Source organism: Serratia sp. CoH_122_TC_1 (genome assembly GCF_058191755.1).
Map to the genome: position 1 here is coordinate 16,066 of NZ_JBXWLA010000028.1, position 21,039 is coordinate 37,104.

Genomic DNA, 21,039 nt, shown 5'->3' on the forward strand with positions numbered 1-21,039 from the left:
TAATAAAACTTTAAGCGGCAGTGAAAGCCTTTTACATTGAATAGACGTCTCAAAACCCAAGGAAAAAACATGCCCTACGTAAATATCAAAATTACCCGTGAAGGCGCGACACCGGAGCAAAAGAAACAGCTGATCGCTGGCGTAACCCAACTGCTGGTGGATACGCTGGGGAAAAACCCGGCCACCACAGTGGTGGTCATCGACGAGGTAGAAACCGACAACTGGGGTATCGGTGGTAAATGCGTGACCGATCTGCGCGCCGCCGCTAAATAACGGCAGGATCCGGTCGCCCGATCGGGAAATTTTTGCGTTTCCCGATCGGCGTCATAATTAAATTAAAACGTTGTTTTATTTTCATTGACTCCCCCCACCCCTTGCGTTGAGACTGGTTGCATTCGCATCAATTCACCTTCTTCTTTCAGCCAGGGCTCAGTGACTATGACCACCCAGAATCTTGCCGTGATCGGCGAATGCATGATTGAACTGTCGCAGAAAGGCGCGGACCTTAGCCGCGGTTTTGGCGGCGATACGCTAAACACCGCCGTTTATATCGCCCGTCAAGTGGCAGAAACGGCGCTGCAGGTGCATTACGTTACCGCACTCGGCACCGACAGTTTCAGCGAGGAAATGCTGCAGGCCTGGCAGCAGGAAAAAGTGAAAACACGCCTGATCCAACGATTGGAAGACAAGCTGCCGGGGCTATACGTGATCGAAACCGATGAGACCGGCGAACGCACCTTCTATTACTGGCGTAATGATGCCGCAGCCCGCTACTGGCTCGCAGGGCCGCAGGCAGAGACGTTGTGCGAACAGCTGGCCCAATTCGATTATCTGTATCTCAGCGGTATCAGCGTGGCGATTCTCGATGCCAGCAGCCGTGCCCGGCTGCTGACGTTACTGCGCCAGTGCCGCGCCAACGGCGGCAAGGTCATTTTCGATAACAACTATCGTCCACGGCTGTGGCAAAGCAAAGAAGAAGCGCAACAAGCCTATCGCGAGGTGCTGGCTTGTACAGACATTGCTTTTCTGACGCTGGATGATGAAGACCTGTTGTGGGGCAAACATCCGCTGGATCAGGTGGTGCAGCGCACGCAGTTGCTGGGCGTGACCGAGATAGTGATCAAACGCGGCGCAGATAGCTGCCTGGTGTTCAGTGCCGAAGGCACCGAATTAGAGATCCCGGCGGTACATTTGCCGAAAGAAAAAGTGGTGGATACCACCGCCGCGGGCGATTCCTTCAGCGCCGGTTATCTGGCGGTGCGTTTAACCGGCGGTGATGCCGTACAGGCAGCGCAGCGCGGCCATCTGACCGCCAGCACGGTGATCCAGTATCGCGGTGCCATAATTCCCCTCGCCGCCATGCCACAATGATTCCTGTGCCGTAGAAAGGCGAAAGGCCAGCAACGACGCTGGCCTTTTTATTGGACTCGAAAACCCATCTTAATACCCTATGGATTTCAGGTTGTAGCTAGGCACCAAGCTATCTCATCCCCAGGAGCTTACTTTAGTAAGTGACAGGGGTGTGATAGTGCAGGTAACAACGCTACAGCCTGAAAGACGACGGGTATTTAGCCTGCCACCGCGATACGTTTCATATCCGTCATATAACCACGCAGCTTGCGGCCAACGGATTCGATTGGGTGATTACGCACCGCTTCGTTCACATCGCGCAGTTGCGCGTTATCCACGGACGTACCGGCAACAGATTTACCCAAGTCACCCGCCTGCAGAGTGGTCATAAACGTTTTCAGCAATGGCACTGCCGCGTTAGCGAACAGGTAGTTACCGTATTCCGCAGTATCAGAGATAACCACGTTCATTTCGTACAGACGCTTACGCGCAATGGTGTTGGCGATCAGCGGCAGCTCGTGCAGTGATTCGTAGTAAGCAGACTCTTCGATGATGCCCGCGTCAACCATGGTTTCGAACGCCAGCTCAACGCCGGCTTTCACCATTGCAACCATCAGTACGCCATGGTCAAAGTATTCTTGCTCGCTGATTTTGCCTTCGAACTGCGGCGCGTTCTCGAATGCTGATTTGCCGGTCTCTTCACGCCAGTTCAGCAGTTTCACGTCGTCTTCTGCCCAGTCAGCCATCATGCCGCTGGAGAAAGCACCGGAGATGATATCGTCCATGTGTTTCTGGAACAGTGGCGCCATGATCTCTTTCAGTTGCTCGGACAGCGCAAAGGCGCGCAGTTTGGCCGGGTTAGACAGGCGATCCATCATCAGGGTGATACCGCCCTGCTTCAGCGCTTCGGTGATGGTTTCCCAACCGAACTGAATCAGTTTTTCCGCATAAGCCGGCTCGGTGCCTTCAGCAACCAGTTTGTCGAAGCACAGCAGTGAACCCGCTTGCAGCATGCCACACAGAATGGTTTGCTCGCCCATCAGGTCAGATTTCACTTCAGCAACGAAGGAGGATTCCAGTACGCCGGCACGGTGACCGCCGGTCGCTGCGGCCCAGGCCTTGGCGATCGCCATGCCTTCGCCTTTCGGATCGTTTTCCGGGTGAACCGCGATCAGGGTCGGAACGCCGAAACCACGTTTGTATTCTTCGCGCACTTCGGTACCCGGGCATTTTGGCGCAACCATCACCACGGTGATGTCTTTACGCACTTGCTCGCCTACTTCGACGATGTTGAAGCCGTGTGAGTAACCCAGCGCTGCGCCGTCTTTCATCAGCGGCTGCACTGCACGCACAACAGAAGTATGTTGCTTGTCTGGCGTCAGGTTAACGACCAAGTCTGCCTGTGGGATCAAGTCTTCGTAAGTCCCTACCTTGAAGCCGTTTTCGGTCGCTTTGCGCCATGAAGGACGCTTTTCATCGATGGCTTCTTTACGCAGGGCATAGGCAACATCCAGGCCCGAGTCACGCATGTTCAAGCCTTGGTTCAGGCCCTGTGCGCCACAGCCGACAATCACCACTTTTTTGCCTTTCAGGTAGCTCGCTTCGTCAGCAAATTCTTCACGTGCCATAAAGCGACACTTGCCTAATTGCGCCAACTGCTGACGCAGGTTCAAGGTGTTGAAATAGTTAGCCATGGTGGTACTCCAGTTAGATGTTGTGTCTTGCTGTTATTTTTCATTCCCCGCCCTGTCTGTGCGGAGATTCGTTAAACTCAATGTATAACAGGAAACGCGTTGCTTAAATTGATATATTACGAATGTGACATTGCAATTTTTGCAACACTCTTGCTGCGAGCGTACTGATATGGATTTGCGTGATTTAAAGCTGTTCCTTCATCTGGCCGAGAGCCATCACTTTGGCCGAACCGCCAAGGCGATGCACGTCAGCCCGTCGACACTTTCCCGCCAGATCCAACGGCTGGAGGAGATCCTCGGGCAGCCGCTATTTTTGCGTGACAACCGCACTGTGCAGCTCACCGATGCTGGTGAACAGCTGAAAGACTTTGCCCAGCAAACGCTGTTGCAATACCAGCAACTGAAACATGCGCTGGGCCAACATGGCCCCTCTCTGAGCGGCGAGCTGCGGCTGTTTTGCTCTGTCACCGCCGCCTACAGCCACTTGCCGCCAATCCTCGATCGCTTCCGCGCACAGCATCCGTTGGTAGAGATCAAACTCACCACCGGTGACGCCGCCGACGCCGTCGATAAAGTGCAATCCAACGAAGCCGACCTCGGCATTGCCGGACGCCCCGAAACCCTGCCCACCAGCGTAGCCTTCACTAAAATCGGTGAGATACCACTGGTGCTGATTGCGCCGGCGCTGCCCTGTGCTGTACGCAGTCAGGCCTTTGCCGAGCAGCCCGACTGGGCCAATATTCCGTTTATCCTGCCGGAGCATGGCCCGTCGCGAAAACGTATCGAACTGTGGTTCCGCCGCCAGCGTATTCCCAACCCACTGATTTACGCCACCGTTGGCGGCCACGAGGCCATTGTCTCGATGGTAGCCTTGGGCTGCGGTATCGCACTGATCCCCGGCGTGGTCGTAGACAACAGCCCAGAGCCAGTGCGCAACCGTATCTCGCAGCTGGAGAATATATCGATGGTCGAGCCGTTCGAGTTAGGCGTCTGTGTACAGAAAAAACGCCTCAGCGATCCGTTGATTGACGCGTTCTGGCGTTTACTTTGAGACGCGGCTCGAAAGACAACGGGCATTTATAAATCAGCCGGATCGACTTGCTTCATCGCCTCCACCTGCATCAGCCAGTGGTACAGCGGTTCTAGCTGTTGAAAACCCTGAGCCAACATCTTCGTCAGGTCGGCACTGAACAGCTTTTCCACCTGGCTATCAGTCGCCATCACCGCAAAGGATTTACGGTTGTACCAGGTGGCAATGTCTGCCGCCTGCTCTTTAACCAGCGGACGCTTGTAGCTTTCCCCCACCAGCTCGAACGGCGGTTGACAGCAAGCGGCCACCTCTAAAAATGGCTGCGGGCGGCGCTGCAGCGTATGACGAAACAGGTCCATGGTGGCTTTGTTGGCACTGTAATATCCCAGCCCATAGCGCAACATGTCCGGCCCCAGTTCGAAGAAGTAAACCGGCGCATCCTTCCAGTCTTTGCTCGGCCGTTTGAACGTCAGCCACATGCGGCTACGGTAGCGCGATTTATCATGAGAAAAACGCGTGTCGCGGTGAATGCGCGACAGCGTTTTACCGATCGCCGGCCAGGTTTCAAACTGCGGGTCAATCGCCAGCATCGTCGGGGCAAGTTCAGCCACCAGCGAACGGAACGGCGTCAGCAGTTCGCTATCGTAAACGCTGCGATTAGCCTCAAACCATTCCTTGTCGTTTTCGATACGCACCTGCTGGAGGAAATTCAGGCCTTGCTGGCTAAAGCCACTAAATTTATCCGTCATACGCCATCCTTGTTAACGCCTTTAGCCCTGCAAAAAGAAGCGGAATGCCGGGTTATCCGTTTCATCGTGGCAGTCGTAGCCCAAAGCCTGTAGGTGTTGCTCAAACTCGGGTTCAGTCTGCGACAGTTCAAAACCTGCCAGCACGCGACCAAAGTCAGTGCCGTGGCTACGGTAATGGAACAGTGAAATATTCCAGTGGGTCCCCAGGGTTTGCAGAAACTTCAGCAATGCACCTGGCGATTCCGGGAACTCAAAGCTGTACAGACGCTCACGCAGTGGTTTTGAAGGACGCCCACCGACCATGTAACGCACGTGCAGCTTGGCCATTTCATCGTCGGACAGATCCACGACCTGATAACCATCGGCGCGTAACTCATCGAGAATTTCCTGCCGTTCGGCATGGCCGCGCGTCAGACGAACACCGACGAAAATGCAGGCATTATCCGCATCGGCGTACCGGTAGTTAAATTCCGTTACCGACCGGCCACCCAGCAGTTGGCAAAACTTCAGGAAGCTGCCTTTCTGCTCTGGAATGGTCACCGCCAACAGGGCCTCACGCTGTTCACCTAATTCGCAGCGTTCCGACACATAGCGCAAACCATGGAAATTCAGGTTGGCACCGGACAAAACATGAGCCAGACGCTCGCCCTGAATATTGTGCTGTTGCACATACTTTTTCAGCCCGGCCAGCGCCAGCGCACCGGACGGTTCGGCAATGGCGCGCACATCTTCAAACAGATCTTTGACCGCGGCGCAAATGGCGTCACTGTCGACAGTGATCACGTCGTCCAGGTATTCACGACACAGGCGGAAGGTTTCGTCACCGATACGCTTCACCGCCACGCCTTCGGCAAACAGCCCGACACGCGCCAAGTCCACCGGATGCCCAGCATCCAACGCCGCACGCAGGCACGCGGAATCTTCCGCTTCCACCCCAATCACTTTGATCTGCGGCATCAGTTGCTTGATTAATACCGCCACGCCCGCCGCCAAGCCGCCACCACCCACCGGCACAAACACCCGGTCAAGATGCGCATCTTGTTGCAATAACTCCATGGCCAGCGTGCCCTGCCCGGCGATCACCGTTGGGTGATCAAAGGGTGGCACGAACGTCATGCCCTGTTTGAGTGAAAGCTCAATCGCTCTGGCCTTGGCTTCATCAAAGTTGGCACCGTGCAGCAACACTTCACCGCCAAAGCTACGTACCGCATCCACTTTGATATCTGCGGTGGACACCGGCATCACGATCAACGTTTTGATACCCACGCGTTTGCCGGAATAGGCTACGCCCTGGGCGTGGTTGCCAGCCGAAGCCGTCACCACACCGCGGGCCTTTTGCTCTTCGTTCAGGCTGGCAATCATGGCGTAAGCCCCGCGCAGCTTGAAACTGTGAACCGGCTGACGATCTTCACGCTTCACCAAAATGGTATTGCCGAGGCGTGAAGATATTTTACTCATGGTCTGTAATGGGGTGACCTGAGCCACCTCATAAACCGGCGAGCGGAGCACCGCTCGCAAATACTCCGCGCCACAGGGAGCGTCGGGTAGGGGTTGCGATACCGCCATGATATTTAGCCTCCCAGCTTGCTCTTGTCGCGCACCGCGCCTTTGTCGGCGCTGGTCGCCAGCATGGCGTAAGCGCGCAGGGCGAAGGAAACCTGACGCTCGCGATTTTTCGGTGTCCAGGCCTGATCGCCACGTGCCAGCTCAACTTCACGGCGTGCCGCCAGTTCGCTGTCCGTGACGTCCAGCACCATGCTGCGCTTTGGAATATCGATGTCGATCATGTCGCCATCTTCGATCAACGCAATCAAACCACCGCTGCCCGCTTCTGGAGAAACGTGGCCAATAGACAGGCCCGAGGTGCCGCCGGAGAAGCGGCCGTCGGTGATCAGCGCACAGGCTTTGCCCAGCCCCATGGACTTAAGGTAGGTCGTTGGGTACAGCATTTCCTGCATGCCCGGCCCACCTTTAGGCCCCTCGTAGCGGATCACCACCACGTCGCCGGCGACCACTTTGCCGCCGAGGATCGCTTCCACCGCCGAGTCCTGGCTTTCGTACACTTTGGCCGGACCGCGGAAGGTCAGGTTCTCTTTGTCGACGCCCGCGGTTTTAACGATGCTGCCGTCCAGCGCCATGTTGCCGTACAGTACGGCCAGCCCCCCCTCCTGGCTGAACGCATTTTCCAGCGAACGGATACAGCCCTCTGCACGGTCATCATCCAGCGTATCCCAACGACAATCCTGCGAGAACGCCTTGGTGGTGCGGATACCCGCCGGACCGGCACGGAACATTTTCTTCACCGCGTCATCTTGGGTCAGCATGATGTCGTATTTATCCAACGTCTCCGGCAGTTTCATGCCCAGGATATTGTCGACGTCACGGTTCAACAGGCCAGCGCGATCCAGCTCGCCAAGAATAGCCAGTACACCACCGGCGCGGTGTACGTCTTCCATATGGTATTTCGGGGTGCTTGGCGCCACCTTGCACAGGTGCGGTACCTTGCGTGACAGCCGGTCGATATCTTCCATGGTGAAGTCGATTTCACCTTCCTGTGCGGAGGCCAGCAGGTGCAATACGGTATTGGTCGAGCCGCCCATGGCGATATCCAGCGTCATGGCGTTTTCGAATGCGGCCTTGTTGGCGATATTGCGCGGCAACGCGCTTTCATCACCCTGCTCGTAGTAACGTTTGGTCAAGGCTACGATGCGTTTACCGGCGTTAATAAACAGCTCTTTACGGTCGGCATGGGTCGCCAGCAACGAGCCATTGCCCGGCTGTGACAGGCCCAGCGCTTCGGTCAGGCAGTTCATCGAGTTGGCGGTGAACATGCCGGAACAGGAGCCGCAGGTCGGGCAGGCGGAACGTTCGATCTGCTCGCTGTCGGCGTCGCTGACGTTCGGGTTGGCACCCTGAATCATCGCGTCCACCAGATCCAGTTTGATGATCTTATCGGACAGCTTGGTCTTGCCGGCTTCCATCGGGCCGCCAGAAACGAAAATCACCGGAATGTTAAGGCGCAGTGACGCCATCAGCATCCCTGGGGTGATCTTGTCGCAGTTGGAAATGCACACCATCGCATCCGCGCAGTGGGCATTCACCATGTATTCAACCGAGTCGGCGATCAATTCACGAGATGGCAAAGAATAGAGCATGCCGCCGTGGCCCATCGCGATACCGTCATCCACCGCAATGGTGTTGAACTCTTTGGCAACGCCGCCTGAGGCTTCGATCTGTTCTGCAACCAGCTTGCCCAAATCACGCAGATGCACATGGCCCGGAACGAACTGGGTAAATGAGTTAACCACCGCAATAATGGGTTTGCCAAAATCGTCGTCGGTCATTCCGGTCGCGCGCCATAATGCGCGGGCACCCGCCATGTTGCGGCCGTGGGTTGTGGTGGCGGAACGGTACTTAGGCATGCTCTTTACTCCAAATGTATTTATTACAGGCGGCGAACGAACCGCCTGAATATTATTGTCTGTCTGTCGTTTACCCTATGGCTTTCAAGCTGCGGCCAACAACGCGGCGGTTTAAAAGACGACGGGTAACATTGTTATTGGTTTACCGGGTCCAACCAGCCGTACTTGTCTTCAGTCTTGCCGGTAAACAGGCCAAAGAACGCCTGTTGAATCTGTTTGGTTACCGGGCCGCACTTGCCAATGCCGACCTGGATGCCGTCAACGCTACGCACTGGGGTGATTTCTGCGGCGGTGCCGGACATGAAGACTTCGTCGGCCAGGTACAGCGATTCACGCGACAACACCTGCTCACGCACTTCGAAGCCCATGTCTTTCGCCAGTTTGATGATGGCATCGCGGGTGATGCCCGGCAGTGCAGAAGACGTAAACGGCGGGGTAAACAGCACACCGTCTTTCACTTCGAACAGGTTCTCGCCTGCGCCTTCGGAAATATACCCGTGCACGTCAAGCGCAATCCCTTCTTGGTAACCATGGCGGCGCGCTTCGCTGCCCACCAGCAGGGAGGAAAGATAGTTACCGCCGGCTTTGGCCGCGGTGGGAATAGTATTTGGCGCCACGCGGTGCCAGGACGAAACCATCGCATCGATGCCTTGATCCAGCGCCTCTTCACCCAGGTACGCGCCCCAAGGAAACGCCGCGATAATCACGTCTGTTTTATAACCGGCTGGCGGGTTAACCCCCATGCCAACGTCGCCCACAAAGACTAACGGACGAATATAAGCGCTGCCCAGATTGTTTTTACGCAGCGTCGCGCGGCAGGCTTCCATCAACTCATCAACGCTTTGCGATACGGGCATACGGTAGATCTTTGCCGAGTCATGCAGGCGTTGCATATGCTCACGGTGACGGAACACCACCGGGCCTTTATGAGAGTCGTAGCAACGGACGCCTTCAAACACCGAAGTGCCATAGTGCAACGCATGTGACATCACGTGTACTTTGGCGTCAGCCCAAGGAACCATCTCACCATTGAACCAAATGTAATCGGCTTTCTTCGTCATTGTTCTTTATCCTTCTCACGCATCAGGCGCGTATTTGTTGTGATGTTTGTTGCTGGATCTCAACGCAGGAGACATCCATCAGTTTGCTCAACTGAGATGACAGTAGATCCACCGGGCGCTGGCTGGCAACGGTCAATTCAATATTAATCTTGTCGGTATTTGCAGCTGCAGCCATATTCATAGCACAAACCTGAAAGCCGCGATGACGCACGACGCGCAATACACGCTCTAACATTTCAGGGCGAAAACGGGCCTGGATCGAGAGTTGATGGTGCATCATGATATTTTCTCCAACATGGTTTCGTTACCGGCACCCGGCGGCACCAGCGGCCAGACGTTTTCGAGTTCATCAATCGACACATGCAGCAGGTAAGGCCCGTCGCTGTTGAATAACGCATCGAGCGCGTCTGCTACCTGATCTTTGCGGGTGATACGCTGGCCAGGGATGCCAAAGGCATTGGCCAACATCAAGAAATCTGGGTTATCGGTGAGGGTGGTTTCGCTGTAACGCCCGTCAAAAAACAGCTGTTGCCACTGACGAACCATGCCCAAACGTTGGTTATCCAACAAAACGATTTTCAGCGGCAGCTGTTTACGTTTTATGGTGCCTAATTCCTGCACGTTCATCATGAAAGAACCGTCGCCCGAAATGCAGATCACCGTATCTTCCGGGCGAGCCATCTGTGCGCCAACCGCAGCCGGTACACCAAAGCCCATGGTGCCCAGCCCGCTGGAGGTGATGAAATTCTCCGGGCGTTCAAAGGTCATGTGCTGTGCGGTCCACATCTGGTGCTGGCCCACGTCTGTGGTGACCACGCTATTGGCCGGCTTGCGCTCAGACAGCTGTTTCAACAGCAGCGGCGCGTAAATCGGCTGGCCTGGATGATCATAACGACAAGGGTGTGTTTCTTTCAGTTCAACCACGCGGCGCTGCCAGGCGGTGATTGTCAGCGGCTGCTGCAGCGCGGGCAATAACGCCTTTAAATCACCCTGCAGCGCGACATGTGCCTGACGTAATTTGCTCATTTCCGCCGGGTCGATATCCATGTGGATCACCTTGGCGTGTGGTGCAAAAGCATTCAGTTTACCGGTCACGCGATCGTCAAAACGTGCGCCGACAGCGATCAACAAGTCGCATTCTTGCACCGCAAGATTGGCGGCCTTGGTGCCGTGCATCCCCAACATACCGAGGTAATGCGGTTGCTCGGCATCCGCTGCCCCCAGCCCTTTCAACGTGACGACGTTAGGCATTTGGGTCGCCGCGATAAACTCGCGTAATTCCGGTACCGCCTGCGCCATGCCAACGCCACCGCCGATGTACAACATGGGCTTGTGTGCCTGCGCCAGCAACTCAGCGGCTTGTGCCAACTCTGCCGCCGGGTAGTTCAGTTCTTCCACTACCGGCATCAAGTGTGGGTGCAATTCGCCGTGAGCCAGTTGGATGTCTTTCGGGATGTCGATCAGCACGGGGCCGGGACGGCCGCTGCTTGCAATGGCAAAGGCTTCCGCCATGATGCCCGGCAGCGCATCCAGTGATTCCACCAGGAAGCTGTGTTTGGTGCAGGCCAAAGACAGGCCGAGAACATCGATCTCCTGAAAAGCATCGGTACCTATCAGCGCAGAGCCCACCTGACCGGTAATCGCCACCACGGGAACGGAATCCAGCAAGGCATCGGCCAGGCCAGTGATCAGGTTGGTAGCCCCGGGGCCAGAGGTAGCAATGCAAACGCCAACTTTACCGGTTGAGCGAGCGTAACCAATAGCAGCCATCGCGGCGCCCTGCTCGTGGCGGCACAGTAGGTGTTCCACCCCGCCGTCATACAATGCATCGTAGACCGGCATGATTGCGCCACCCGGATAGCCGAATACCGTATCAACCCCCTGCGCACGCAACGCTTGTACTACCCACTGAGCCCCGTTCATGGTTATTTCCCCGCCTTACTTCGACAATTGCAGGATTTTGTTCTGTTACTCATATTTTTATCCTCGCTTCACTTTTCTCTTGCCAATAAAAAACCCCCGGACCTTACGGTGCGGGGGTTCTCTTGCGATTCCGGCTTGTTTTCTAAGCCATTCTTCGTCCAAGTGCAGCCCCGCACGGTGGGATAATAATCACCACCACGCTAATCACGACTAGGCTAATCACTTGGGCAAAGGCTTTCATAATAGGTTTGTTCACTGTGCTCGTTTCGAACTAATACCTACAGAGGTACCATAGTCCCGCGCGGCATGACAACACTTTTTTTGCGTTATTATTCGGCGCAATCTGGTCATACCTCGCGCAACATGCCCGGTTTTCACACGCTGGCGTGCGGGCCGGAGGGCTTCACTGCCCCCGAGATCGCCTTGCCGCGCGTGTCCTTACCAAAGAACACCAACAGCGCAATGATGATCGCTACCGTACCGGCGATGATTGCCATCGCCAATCCATAATTTTGGCCATTATGCTCGGCGATCGTTGCCTGTAGCGTGGCATTGACGGAGGCGATCAAGTTACCCAACTGGTAAACAAACCCTGGCAGTACCGCGCGGGTGTTCGCCGGGACCAACTCAGTGAGGTAAGTCGGTATTACGCCCCAAGCCCCCTGTACCATGAACTGCATCAGGAACGCGCCAATTCCCAGCATCAGCGAGCCGCTGGAGAACGCCCATAACGGGATCACGGGCAACGCCAAGAGCGCGGCAATAATAATCGCTTTCTTGCGGCCGATTTTTTCCGACAGCGCCCCAAAGAAAACGCCCCCAATAATTGACGCGATATTGTAGCTAATGGCGATGATACTGACGGTTTTAGGATCGAAACCATGTTGAACTTTCAAAAACACCGGATACATATCCTGGGTACCGTGCGAGAAGAAATTGAACGCCGCCATCAGCAATACCAGGTAGCCGCAGAGCTTCCAATGGCTTTTCAGCACCGGCAGTAATGCGCTGCTTTCCTTGCGTTCACGCGCCGCCAGCCACACCGGTGACTCCTGCACGCAATAATAAATAAACGGCAACAGCAAAATGGGTGCGGCACCAATCACGAACATGCCACGCCAGCCAACCACCTCAAACAACAGACCATACACCACTGCCGCCAACAGATAGCCGAACGGGTAACCTGCCTGAAAAATCCCTGACATGAGGCCACGTGAGCGATCGGGAATCGTTTCCATCGCCAGTGACGATGCCACGCCCCAGATCCCGCCCATTGCCACGCCGTATAACACCCGCAACAACAGGAACACCGTCAACGACGGTGCCGCCGCAGACAGCAGTTCAAATACCGAGAAGAAGACAATATTCAGCATCAAGATCGGTTTACGACCGTACTTTTCGGCCGCACGACCAAAGATTAACGCGCCAATCGGGCGTACCGCCAAGGTCAGCAAGATCGCCAGTGTCACTTCTTCCATTCCGACATGGAAAGACTGTGCGATATCGCTGAGCAGAAATACCAGCACGAAAAAATCGAAAGCGTCGAGCGTCCAGCTTGAAAAACTGGCGATGGCTGCATTGCGTTGCAGCGGGGTCCAACCAAACATATGTTATCCCTACTCTAGAAGACGAGGTCATGAGCTTTAGCGGCTGCCGTGGCGGATGCGTTGGCGGTCGGAGATTGTTAACGAGGTGATCTTTATATTAACTAATTGTTAAATACACCCATTCCCCCTCCTGCCGCAACAGGATTGGCCTGCTAATGTGTTGCTGCATTCACGTAATTGTTAAGGGGTATTGCCACGCCTTGCGCAGTGCAGCACAAAAACATCTCTATCCACATGAAATTTATTATTTTAATTACGATTCACCCCGCAAATACTCTAAGGTTGCCGCGCCTCTAATGCGCATATTCCGCATCATGTTGCCTTCAGCGAGGAGAGCAATATGTCATTGGCGGTTATCTATACCCGGGCCACACTGGGCGTTCAGGCCCCGTCAGTCACGGTAGAAGTGCATATCAGTAATGGGCTACCCGGTCTGACCCTGGTCGGGCTCCCGGAAACCACGGTGAAAGAAGCGCGCGATCGGGTGCGCAGTGCTTTGATTAATAATGGCTTCACCTTTCCTGCCCGGCGCATCACCGTCAACCTGGCCCCCGCAGACCTGCCCAAAGAAGGCGGCCGTTACGACCTGCCGATTGCTCTGGCGATCCTGGCCGCCTCCGAGCAGCTGCCAGCCGACAAGTTAGCTCGCTATGAGTTTCTCGGGGAACTGGCGTTATCCGGCGCATTGCGGGCTGTCAGCGGGGCGATCCCCGCCGCGCTGGCGGCACTGGATGCAGGCAGACAGCTGGTTTTAGCTACCGCCAATGGGCGAGAGGTGGGGCTGATTACGCAAAGTGAAACACGGGTGGCGGAACACCTGCTTGAGGTTTGTGCGTTTTTGTTAGGTAAAAGCGATTTACCCGTAGCCACTGCCCCGCTTGCAGCGGATACGGCACAAGAAACCGCTGATCTTCAGGACATACTGGGCCAGGAGCAGGCAAAGCGAGCGCTGGAAATCGCCGCTGCCGGGGGCCACAACCTGCTGTTGGTCGGCCCTCCGGGGACGGGGAAAACCATGTTGGCCAGCCGCCTAAATACCCTCCTCCCTCCGCTAACCGACCAAGAGGCGCTGGAAAGCATTGCCGTAGCCAGCCTGCTGCAACATCCCGCACAAGCGCTGCCATGGCGACAGAGGCCGTTTCGTGCGCCGCATCACAGTGCTTCTATGGCCGCCCTGGTCGGTGGTGGTTCACTGCCACGGCCAGGTGAAGTATCGATGGCACACAATGGTGTTCTGTTTCTGGATGAACTACCGGAATTCGAACGGCGCGTGCTGGATGCCCTGCGTGAACCGCTGGAGTCCGGCGAGATCGTTATTTCACGCGCCAGCGCCAAAATCCGCTTCCCGGCGCGGGTACAATTGATTGCCGCGATGAACCCCAGCCCTACCGGGCACTATCAAGGCATGCATAACCGCGCATCGCCACAGCAGGTGCTGCGTTACCTCGGGCGGCTTTCGGGGCCGTTTCTCGATCGCTTTGATTTATCGATTGAGGTGCCATTGTTGCCACCTGGCGTGTTGAGCAAACGCCGTATCATCGGCGAAAGCAGCATAGACGTAAGAGCGCGCGTGCTGCTGGCACGTGAAAGGCAGCTTAAGCGGGCGGGGAAGATCAATGCCCTGCTGAATAATAACGAGGTCGATCGGGATTGCCGGCTTAGCGCAGCAGATGCCGACTTTCTTGAAACAACGTTAACCACGTTGGGATTATCGGTTCGCGCCTGGCAGAGGATTTTAAAAGTGGCCCGTACGCTGGCTGATTTGGCAGGAGATCGAGATATTGATAAGCGTCACTTGAGCGAAGCGCTGGGTTACCGCAGTATGGACCGCCTATTGCTGCAGCTGCACCGCAGCCTGGCGTAAAAATGGGGCCCGCAGGCCCCATCGTTATCAATCGTCACTGTCGGTATAATCTTCCACCGCATCAGCTTGCGGCTTACCGCCAGACAAGGTATGGAATTTTTTCGGGCGGCGTGTGCGCACCAGATATTTCGCCCATACTTTTTCCTGTTCGGTAACCGGCTCGCGCTCACCGTGGCACACTGCGACGAACAACTGTTCTTCTTCAGTGGCCGGCTGGCGTTTACCCGTGTCCAGCTCGTTAAACGCAAACCCGAAGCGCTCTAGCAATTGCGCTTCTTTAATGGTGAAATCGCCGTGACGGGAGAACCCGCGAGGGTAATGTTTATTATCAAAAAAACGGTTGGTCGTGGTGAAGCTATCCGCCATCTGACACGCTCCTAATTCTCTCATGGCCGTGCTGTTTATGGCGCGGAGTATTAGATAGGCTTGACATTGTGTAAAACAAAACATTTAAATCTTAACGATAAAAATTATTGGAGATGGGTGTGGATACCGAATTACTGAAAACCTTTTTGGAGGTCAGTAGAACGCGTCACTTTGGCCGAGCCGCAGAATCCTTGTACTTAACGCAGTCTGCTGTCAGTTTCCGCATCCGCCAGTTAGAAAACCAATTGGGTGCAAATTTATTCACCCGACACCGTAACAATATCCGCCTGACGCCAGCCGGGGAGCGGCTTTTGCCCTACGCTGAGAGCCTGATGATGACCTGGCAATTGGCGAAAAAAGAGGTGGTGCGTTCACTGCAACATACCGAGTTGTCCATCGGCGCGACCGCCTCGCTGTGGGAGGCTTATCTGACCCCGTGGCTGCAATCGCTCTATCAGCAGCGTGAGGCGTTGCAGCTGGAAGCCCGGGTTGCGTTACGGCACTCTTTGGTAAAACAGCTGCATGAAAGACAGCTCGATTTGCTCATCACCACCGAGCCACCGAAGATGGATGAACTGGCCAGCCAACTGTTGGGTAATTTCTCGTTGCGGCTGTTCTCTTCCACTCAGCGCGATAAGCTCGCACCAATGCCTTATATCAAACTGGAATGGGGGGCTGATTTCCATCAGCAGGAAAGCCGTATGCTGGAAGGCGACACGCTGCCGGTGCTCACGACGACCTCTGCGCATCTGACCCGACAGCTACTTGAAACTACCGGCGGTTGCGCCTTCCTGCCCAGCCAATGGGAGAAGGACTATCCGCAGTTAACCGCAGCCGCCGAGATCCCGGCCATTATCCGCCCTCTCTACGCCGTCTGGCTGCAAAATAGCGACCAGCAGGCGCTGATCAGACAATTACTGAAAATACCTTTGAATACCACAGCATGAGCCGCTATAACGGCTTCAAACGGGGATGCCGGGGTTTTGTTCGTCTGCTGAGCCAAAACGCGCTCATCGCCTTCTGAAGGCCGATAAAGCAAAACAGCAGAATACCGATCACAATCTTGGTCCACCATGAGCTGAGCGTGCCGTCGAAAGTGATGTAACTCTGGATCAGCCCCTGAATCAGCACGCCAAACAGCGTGCCCAGGACCGTGCCCACGCCGCCAGTCAGCAAGGTGCCACCAATTACGACGGCAGCAATGGCATCCAGCTCTACACCGCTGGCAGCCAGCGCATAACCCGCTGAGGTATACAGCGAGAAAATAATCCCTGACAGGGCTGCCAGCGTGCCTGAAAGCATATAAATCAGCACCGTGGTGCGTTGCACCGGTACCCCCATCAACGCCGCAGATACCCGGTTGCCGCCGATGGCGTAGACGTTATGTCCAAAGCGAGTACGGTGCGCCAACACCATGCCGACGGCCACCACGAATAGCATCACCAGTGCCAGCAACGTAAAGCGGCCACCGCCCGGCAGTTTCCAGGCATAGTTAGCCAACGTCGCATACAGTGAATGATCGATGGGAATCGACTCCTCCGAGAGGATAAAACTCATACCCCGTACGAAGAACATGCCGGCCAATGTGATTATAAATGCCGGTAGCTTCAGCACATCAATGATCCAACCCATCAATGCGCCAAACGAGGCCCCCATCAACAACGCAATAACGAATGCATAACCCGGCGCAATACCGTAAGTCCCGATCAGTTTGGCCAATAACACCCCGGTAAAAGCGATCACCGAGCCGACCGACAGATCGATGCCGCCTGAAAGGATCACGAACGTCATGCCGACTGCAACGATGCCAAGAAAAGCGTTGTCGGTCAGCAAATCGCACCATACCCGCGTAGAGGCAAAACTGGGGAACTGAGTTAGGCAAAACCCGTAACCCACCAGGAACACCAGTACGGTCATCAAGAGGGGCAGATTACGCTTGATCATGGCTTTCTTCTCCTGAGCAGTTGCCGCAGCGAGATGCTTGGCGATTGCGCCATTAACACCGCCAACACCACGATTGCCTTCAACACCAGATTAAACTCCGGCCGATAGCCGGACAGCAGGATACCAGTATTCATTCCCTGAATGATCAATGCCCCCACTACCGACAGCAGCAGGTTAAAACGCCCCCCCAGCAGTGAACCGCCACCAATCACCACGGCCAGGATCGCATCCAGTTCCAGCCACAGCCCGGCATTGTTGGCATCTGCACCGCGGATATCTGCCGTGACGATAATTCCGGCTACGGAGGCACATAGCCCACAGATCACATACACCGCCATCACCACCCAACGCGTACTGACCCCTGCATTACGCGCCGAACGCAGATTGATACCTACAGCTTCGATAAACAGTCCCAGCGCCGTTTTACGCGTCAGCAACCAGATCAACAGCAGCATCACTGCGGCAATGATCGCCGGCATCGGCAAATACATCAGTGCACCGCTGCCGAGCCGTGCGAACCCTTCTCGCTCAAAGGTGACAATTTGTCCTTCAGTGATCAGTTGTGCAATACCGCGCCCAGCCACCATCAACATTAGCGTGGCGACTATCGGCTGTATCTGCAGCACCGCCACCAGGAACCCGTTCCACAAACCACACAGGGCCCCCACAGCCAAAGCGGCAGCCAGCACGTAACCCAGCGGATAACCAGCGCTGGTCAGCGTTGCCGCAGTGGCACCCGCGATAGCCATCACTGCCCCCACGGAAAGATCGATGCCACCTGTGGCGATCACCAACGTCATGCCCAATGCCAATAATGCGACCGGTGCGCCACGGTTAACAATGTCGATCACGCTGCCAAACAGTCGGCCATCCTGGATGTGTATGGAAAAGAAATTCGGGGCGACCAGGCTGTCGATCAGCAAAATCACCGCCAGGGCCCCGAGTTGCGTCGCCCCAACGGGCATGACCCATCTGACTTTACGCGGTCCATTGGTCATGGAGAAACTCCTGAGGTTCATCCTGCCTCCTGCTGTGCGGCTATCGCCTGCATGATCGCAGGCACTGAAATGGCATCATGCTCAAGCTGTGCCACATGCACTCTATCCCGCAGCACCAGGATACGATCCGCATAGCCCGCCAGTTCCTCCAGTTCGGAAGAAATAACCAGCAGCGCCAATCCTTCATCGCACAGTTTTTCGATTAAACGAATGATTTCAGCATGTGCACCAACGTCAATGCCGCGCGTTGGCTCATCCAGGATCAGAAAACGAGGTTTAGTCGCCAGCCAGCGTGACAGTAGTACCTTCTGCTGGTTGCCACCGGACAAATATTGGATTTGTTGTTCTGGCCCCGGCGTGCGGATGCCCAACAGTTGGATATAACTTTCGGCAATACGCGTTTGCTCCCGCAGCGGCAGCGGTTTTAACCAGCCGCGCTGGGCCTGCAGCGCCAAAATGATGTTTTCCCGCACCGTCGCAGCACCAACGATTCCATCGGTTTTGCGATCTTCAGGGCAATAGCCAAAACCGAGACTGGCGGCTTTGCGTGGCGTGCGGATGTTCACTCTGCGCCCTCCGACCTTGGCACTGCCGTTATCGCACGATTTAATACCGAATATTAACTGGGCAGTTTCAGTGCGCCCCGATCCCAGCAAGCCGGCCAATCCCACGATTTGCCCCGGACGAATCTGCAGGTCAAAGGGCTCAATCATGCCACGTCGCCCATAACCGCTGAATTCGACCAACGGTGGTGCTTCGGTTGGCGTATGCTCGCCGCGTTTCAGTAGCGACTCGTCAAACGCGTGGCCAAGCATCATCTGTACCAGCTCCAGACGCGGTAAGTCAGTCGTGGCTTTCGTCCCCACGAGCTTACCGTTGCGCAGTACAGTGATACGATCGCTAATGCGGTAAACCTGATCGAGGAAATGGGTCACAAAGATCATCGCCAATCCCTGAGTGCGGAGCTGGCTCAGGATATCCAGCAGCATGCTGACTTCTTTGGCATCCAGACTGGCGGTTGGCTCATCGAGGATCAAGACTTTGGCAGACAGGTCTACTGCCCGTGCAATAGCGATAATTTGCTGGATCGCAATGGAGTAATTACCCAACGGCTGACTGACGTCCACGCTCAATCCATACCCCAGCAAAAGCTGCTGAGCCTGATGCAGCATCTTTTTCTGATCAATCAGGCCAAAGCGCGTTGGTTCTCGCCCGATAAACAGGTTGGCTGCCACCGAGATATTCGGCAGTAAGTTAACCTCCTGATAAACCGTACCAATCCCCAGCACCTGCGCTTGCGCGGTGCTCTGCGGGGCAATGGCAGTACCTTCCAGCAATATCTCACCGGCGGAACGCTGATAAACCCCGGTCAGCGCTTTGATTAACGTGGATTTCCCCGCGCCGTTTTCGCCTAGCAACGCCATTATCTCTCCGCGCTGCAACGTGACATCAACCTGATCCAGCGCTTTTACGCCGGGGAACTCGACGGATAATCCCTTAATCGTCAACAAACTGGTCTGAGATGTGGCCATCTTCTGTCCCGTCGGTGAGTAGATTAATAACCCATGCTTTTCTTCAGTTCGAATTCCTGCTTAGCGGTATCCGGTTGCAACAGCTTGGATTCGGTCTGGATAAACTTCGGCGGCTGGGTACCGTCTTTCTTCATCGCCAACAGTGCGTCAAACGCCGGACCGGCCATATTTGGCGTCAGTTCGACCGTGGCGTTGGCCTCGCCATTCATCATCGCCTTGAATATGTCAGGTACACCGTCGATAGAGACGACTTTAATTTGCGAGCCCGGTTTTAAACCCGCCTCTTTGATCGCCTGAATAGCGCCAATCGCCATGTCGTCGTTATGCGCATAGACAGCGCAAATGTTTTTGCCGTTTTGCTCTGCCTTGATGAAACTCTCCATGACCTCTTTGCCCTTACTGCGGGTAAAGTCGCCAGATTGTGAGCGGATGATTTTAACGTTGGCGGCGTTAGCTATACCGTCGGCAAAGCCTTTTTTGCGGTTAATAGCAACGCTGGAACCCACCGTGCCCTGCAGTTCCACTACGTTGCAAGGCTTGCCGGCAACCTCTTTCACCAGCCATTCTCCTGCAACTTTGCCTTCATGCACGCTGTCCGACGCCACTGCCGCGGTATACAACGAGGGATCGTTCACCTCGATCATCCGATCGAGCAAAAAGACCGGGATCTTGGCTTCTTTGGCTTCCTGCAGCACCGGAGTCCAACCGGTGGCGACAACCGGCGCGATAAAAATGGCATCAACACCCTGGGCGATGAAAGATCTCACCGCTTTGATCTGGTTTTCCTGTTTTTGCTGCGCATCGGCGATTTTCAGCGTGATACCCCGCTTTTCCGCTTCCTGTTTCGATACCTTGGTTTCCGCCGAACGCCAACCCGATTCGGAACCAATCTGCGAAAAACCGACGACCAACGGTGCTGCCTGTACCGTACCTACCAAGGCGCCAGTGATGGCGGCCGCTAACAGCAGACGTTTAACCATGTTGTTCTCCTCGAACTGCCCTGGCATGAAACATGCCTCCGGCAGAGTTGCCATTGTTGTATATGCTGCATTTTTCCTGGTGAAGCGGGTGTGCAAAGGGCTGGGCACACATAAGGTGTAGTTGAAAATCGGGCAGGAATAATGAGCGGCATCACATCATGGCAGAACAACCATTTTGTACATGGATCCAGCTAAAAATGTCTAAATTGGGAACGATTTCGGTGGGGTTTTTGAACAGTTTTTCGGAGGAATAGCGAGGAATGGGGGAAATAGAAAGCAAAAAAAACCCTTTGCTTTCGCAAAGGGTTTCTAATATGGCAGGGGCGGAGAGACTCGAACTCGCGACACCCGGTTTTGGAGACCGGTGCTCTACCAACTGAGCTACGCCCCTAAATCGTGCTTAACATTATGCCTGCTAAAATAAGCAGGCATAATTTAAATAAGTGGCGGAACGGACGGGGCTCGAACCCGCGACCCCCTGCGTGACAGGCAGGTATTCTAACCAACTGAACTACCGCT

At 55.3% G+C, this 21,039-nt stretch carries 19 protein-coding genes and 1 tRNA gene; 5 read left to right on the plus strand and 15 right to left on the minus strand.

All coding sequences use genetic code 11. The features are described from left to right. Nucleotides 1–69: 69 nt before the first annotated feature. Nucleotides 70–273 carry a 2-hydroxymuconate tautomerase family protein gene (locus AC2FC2_RS25300; RefSeq protein WP_209639399.1) on the plus strand — a complete coding sequence of 68 codons (204 nt, stop codon included), beginning with the start codon at nucleotides 70–72 and terminating at the stop codon, nucleotides 271–273. A gap of 165 nt (nucleotides 274–438) precedes the next feature. Further along, nucleotides 439–1,371, plus strand: coding sequence for a 2-dehydro-3-deoxygluconokinase (gene kdgK, locus AC2FC2_RS25305; RefSeq protein ID WP_490660095.1), 933 nt, complete (start codon nucleotides 439–441; stop codon nucleotides 1,369–1,371). Between the two features lie 197 nt (nucleotides 1,372–1,568). Here kdgK and ilvC read toward each other — a convergent pair whose 3' ends face one another. Then, nucleotides 1,569–3,044: a ketol-acid reductoisomerase gene (ilvC, locus tag AC2FC2_RS25310; RefSeq protein ID WP_209639405.1), complete on the minus strand. Its 1,476-nt coding sequence runs from the start codon at nucleotides 3,042–3,044 to the stop codon at nucleotides 1,569–1,571. Nucleotides 3,045–3,213: 169 nt separating this feature from the next. On the opposite strand from ilvC, the gene ilvY reads away from it, so the two are divergent. Continuing rightward, nucleotides 3,214–4,095 carry an HTH-type transcriptional activator IlvY gene (gene ilvY, locus AC2FC2_RS25315; RefSeq protein WP_209639408.1) on the plus strand — a complete coding sequence of 294 codons (882 nt, stop codon included), beginning with the start codon at nucleotides 3,214–3,216 and terminating at the stop codon, nucleotides 4,093–4,095. A gap of 26 nt (nucleotides 4,096–4,121) precedes the next feature. Here the strand turns inward: ilvY and AC2FC2_RS25320 are convergent, their stop codons facing one another. From AC2FC2_RS25320 to AC2FC2_RS25355, 8 genes are all read right to left on the minus strand, one after another. Continuing rightward, the gene (locus tag AC2FC2_RS25320) at nucleotides 4,122–4,823 is read right to left on the minus strand and encodes a DUF2461 domain-containing protein (RefSeq protein ID WP_490660096.1); all 702 of its coding nucleotides are present in this window, start codon (nucleotides 4,821–4,823) and stop codon (nucleotides 4,122–4,124) included. Nucleotides 4,824–4,844: 21 nt separating this feature from the next. Continuing rightward, nucleotides 4,845–6,389 (minus strand): threonine ammonia-lyase, biosynthetic, encoded by a 1,545-nt coding sequence (gene ilvA, locus AC2FC2_RS25325; protein WP_490660097.1) that lies wholly within the window; start codon nucleotides 6,387–6,389, stop codon nucleotides 4,845–4,847. 5 nt (nucleotides 6,390–6,394) lie between these two features. Next, the gene (ilvD, locus tag AC2FC2_RS25330; RefSeq protein ID WP_490660098.1) at nucleotides 6,395–8,245 is read right to left on the minus strand and encodes a dihydroxy-acid dehydratase; all 1,851 of its coding nucleotides are present in this window, start codon (nucleotides 8,243–8,245) and stop codon (nucleotides 6,395–6,397) included. Between the two features lie 134 nt (nucleotides 8,246–8,379). Further along, the gene (ilvE, locus tag AC2FC2_RS25335; RefSeq protein ID WP_209639420.1) at nucleotides 8,380–9,306 is read right to left on the minus strand and encodes a branched-chain-amino-acid transaminase; all 927 of its coding nucleotides are present in this window, start codon (nucleotides 9,304–9,306) and stop codon (nucleotides 8,380–8,382) included. A 22-nt stretch (nucleotides 9,307–9,328) separates the two neighbouring features. Beyond that, nucleotides 9,329–9,586, minus strand: coding sequence for an acetolactate synthase 2 small subunit (gene ilvM, locus AC2FC2_RS25340; protein WP_061808667.1), 258 nt, complete (start codon nucleotides 9,584–9,586; stop codon nucleotides 9,329–9,331). Continuing rightward, the gene (ilvG, locus tag AC2FC2_RS25345) at nucleotides 9,583–11,229 is read right to left on the minus strand and encodes an acetolactate synthase 2 catalytic subunit (RefSeq protein WP_490308704.1); all 1,647 of its coding nucleotides are present in this window, start codon (nucleotides 11,227–11,229) and stop codon (nucleotides 9,583–9,585) included. Before ilvG ends, ilvM begins: the two co-directional genes overlap by 4 nt. 142 nt (nucleotides 11,230–11,371) lie before the next feature. Further along, nucleotides 11,372–11,470, minus strand: a complete 99-nt coding sequence (gene ilvL / locus AC2FC2_RS25350) for an ilv operon leader peptide (RefSeq protein WP_015962288.1) — start codon at nucleotides 11,468–11,470, stop codon at nucleotides 11,372–11,374. A gap of 133 nt (nucleotides 11,471–11,603) precedes the next feature. Then, complete coding sequence (locus AC2FC2_RS25355; RefSeq protein WP_209639425.1) at nucleotides 11,604–12,836, minus strand: MFS transporter; 1,233 nt, start codon at nucleotides 12,834–12,836, stop codon at nucleotides 11,604–11,606. Nucleotides 12,837–13,176: 340 nt separating this feature from the next. Between AC2FC2_RS25355 and AC2FC2_RS25360 the strand changes: the two genes are divergently transcribed. Continuing rightward, nucleotides 13,177–14,700, plus strand: coding sequence for a YifB family Mg chelatase-like AAA ATPase (locus AC2FC2_RS25360; RefSeq protein WP_490660099.1), 1,524 nt, complete (start codon nucleotides 13,177–13,179; stop codon nucleotides 14,698–14,700). Between the two features lie 27 nt (nucleotides 14,701–14,727). Here AC2FC2_RS25360 and AC2FC2_RS25365 read toward each other — a convergent pair whose 3' ends face one another. Further along, nucleotides 14,728–15,066: a MaoP family protein gene (locus AC2FC2_RS25365; RefSeq protein WP_490660100.1), complete on the minus strand. Its 339-nt coding sequence runs from the start codon at nucleotides 15,064–15,066 to the stop codon at nucleotides 14,728–14,730. A gap of 119 nt (nucleotides 15,067–15,185) precedes the next feature. Here AC2FC2_RS25365 and hdfR point away from each other — a divergent pair, with 119 nt between their 5' ends. Further along, the gene (gene hdfR, locus AC2FC2_RS25370; protein ID WP_209639434.1) at nucleotides 15,186–16,013 is read left to right on the plus strand and encodes an HTH-type transcriptional regulator HdfR; all 828 of its coding nucleotides are present in this window, start codon (nucleotides 15,186–15,188) and stop codon (nucleotides 16,011–16,013) included. Nucleotides 16,014–16,017: 4 nt separating this feature from the next. Here hdfR and yjfF read toward each other — a convergent pair whose 3' ends face one another. The 5 genes from yjfF to AC2FC2_RS25395 all read right to left on the minus strand — a co-directional run bounded on the left by yjfF (nucleotide 16,018) and on the right by AC2FC2_RS25395 (nucleotide 20,911). Then, on the minus strand, nucleotides 16,018–17,010 hold the full coding sequence (gene yjfF, locus AC2FC2_RS25375; protein ID WP_404760782.1) for a galactofuranose ABC transporter, permease protein YjfF: 993 nt from the start codon (nucleotides 17,008–17,010) through the stop codon (nucleotides 16,018–16,020). Then, nucleotides 17,007–18,008, minus strand: coding sequence for a galactofuranose ABC transporter, ATP-binding protein YtfT (gene ytfT, locus AC2FC2_RS25380; RefSeq protein ID WP_265556093.1), 1,002 nt, complete (start codon nucleotides 18,006–18,008; stop codon nucleotides 17,007–17,009). The genes yjfF and ytfT overlap by 4 nt, the downstream gene beginning before the upstream one ends. A 17-nt stretch (nucleotides 18,009–18,025) precedes the next feature. Next, the gene (gene ytfR / locus AC2FC2_RS25385; protein ID WP_490660101.1) at nucleotides 18,026–19,540 is read right to left on the minus strand and encodes a galactofuranose ABC transporter, ATP-binding protein YtfR; all 1,515 of its coding nucleotides are present in this window, start codon (nucleotides 19,538–19,540) and stop codon (nucleotides 18,026–18,028) included. Between the two features lie 23 nt (nucleotides 19,541–19,563). Further along, complete coding sequence (ytfQ, locus tag AC2FC2_RS25390; RefSeq protein WP_404760780.1) at nucleotides 19,564–20,520, minus strand: galactofuranose ABC transporter, galactofuranose-binding protein YtfQ; 957 nt, start codon at nucleotides 20,518–20,520, stop codon at nucleotides 19,564–19,566. A 315-nt stretch (nucleotides 20,521–20,835) separates the two neighbouring features. Continuing rightward, nucleotides 20,836–20,911: transfer RNA gene (locus AC2FC2_RS25395), tRNA-Trp, on the minus strand. Between the last annotated feature and the right edge of the window lie 128 nt (nucleotides 20,912–21,039).

Excerpts from the sequence above, each read along its gene's own strand:
- ilvM (WP_061808667.1), bottom strand. The coding sequence starts at position 9,586 with ATGATGCACCATCAACTCTCGATCCAGGCCCGTTTTCGCCCTGAAATG.
- AC2FC2_RS25320 (WP_490660096.1), bottom strand. The coding sequence starts at position 4,823 with ATGACGGATAAATTTAGTGGCTTTAGCCAGCAAGGCCTGAATTTCCTC.
- ilvA (WP_490660097.1), bottom strand. The coding sequence starts at position 6,389 with ATGGCGGTATCGCAACCCCTACCCGACGCTCCCTGTGGCGCGGAGTAT.
- ytfT (WP_265556093.1), bottom strand. The coding sequence starts at position 18,008 with ATGACCAATGGACCGCGTAAAGTCAGATGGGTCATGCCCGTTGGGGCG.
- ilvD (WP_490660098.1), bottom strand. The coding sequence starts at position 8,245 with ATGCCTAAGTACCGTTCCGCCACCACAACCCACGGCCGCAACATGGCG.
- AC2FC2_RS25355 (WP_209639425.1), bottom strand. The coding sequence starts at position 12,836 with ATGTTTGGTTGGACCCCGCTGCAACGCAATGCAGCCATCGCCAGTTTT.
- ilvE (WP_209639420.1), bottom strand. The coding sequence starts at position 9,306 with ATGACGAAGAAAGCCGATTACATTTGGTTCAATGGTGAGATGGTTCCT.
- ytfR (WP_490660101.1), bottom strand. The coding sequence starts at position 19,540 with ATGGCCACATCTCAGACCAGTTTGTTGACGATTAAGGGATTATCCGTC.
- AC2FC2_RS25300 (WP_209639399.1), top strand. The coding sequence starts at position 70 with ATGCCCTACGTAAATATCAAAATTACCCGTGAAGGCGCGACACCGGAG.
- ytfQ (WP_404760780.1), bottom strand. The coding sequence starts at position 20,520 with ATGGTTAAACGTCTGCTGTTAGCGGCCGCCATCACTGGCGCCTTGGTA.
- ilvG (WP_490308704.1), bottom strand. The coding sequence starts at position 11,229 with ATGAACGGGGCTCAGTGGGTAGTACAAGCGTTGCGTGCGCAGGGGGTT.
- ilvC (WP_209639405.1), bottom strand. The coding sequence starts at position 3,044 with ATGGCTAACTATTTCAACACCTTGAACCTGCGTCAGCAGTTGGCGCAA.
- AC2FC2_RS25360 (WP_490660099.1), top strand. The coding sequence starts at position 13,177 with ATGTCATTGGCGGTTATCTATACCCGGGCCACACTGGGCGTTCAGGCC.
- kdgK (WP_490660095.1), top strand. The coding sequence starts at position 439 with ATGACCACCCAGAATCTTGCCGTGATCGGCGAATGCATGATTGAACTG.
- ilvL (WP_015962288.1), bottom strand. The coding sequence starts at position 11,470 with ATGAAAGCCTTTGCCCAAGTGATTAGCCTAGTCGTGATTAGCGTGGTG.
- yjfF (WP_404760782.1), bottom strand. The coding sequence starts at position 17,010 with ATGATCAAGCGTAATCTGCCCCTCTTGATGACCGTACTGGTGTTCCTG.
- ilvY (WP_209639408.1), top strand. The coding sequence starts at position 3,214 with ATGGATTTGCGTGATTTAAAGCTGTTCCTTCATCTGGCCGAGAGCCAT.
- AC2FC2_RS25365 (WP_490660100.1), bottom strand. The coding sequence starts at position 15,066 with ATGGCGGATAGCTTCACCACGACCAACCGTTTTTTTGATAATAAACAT.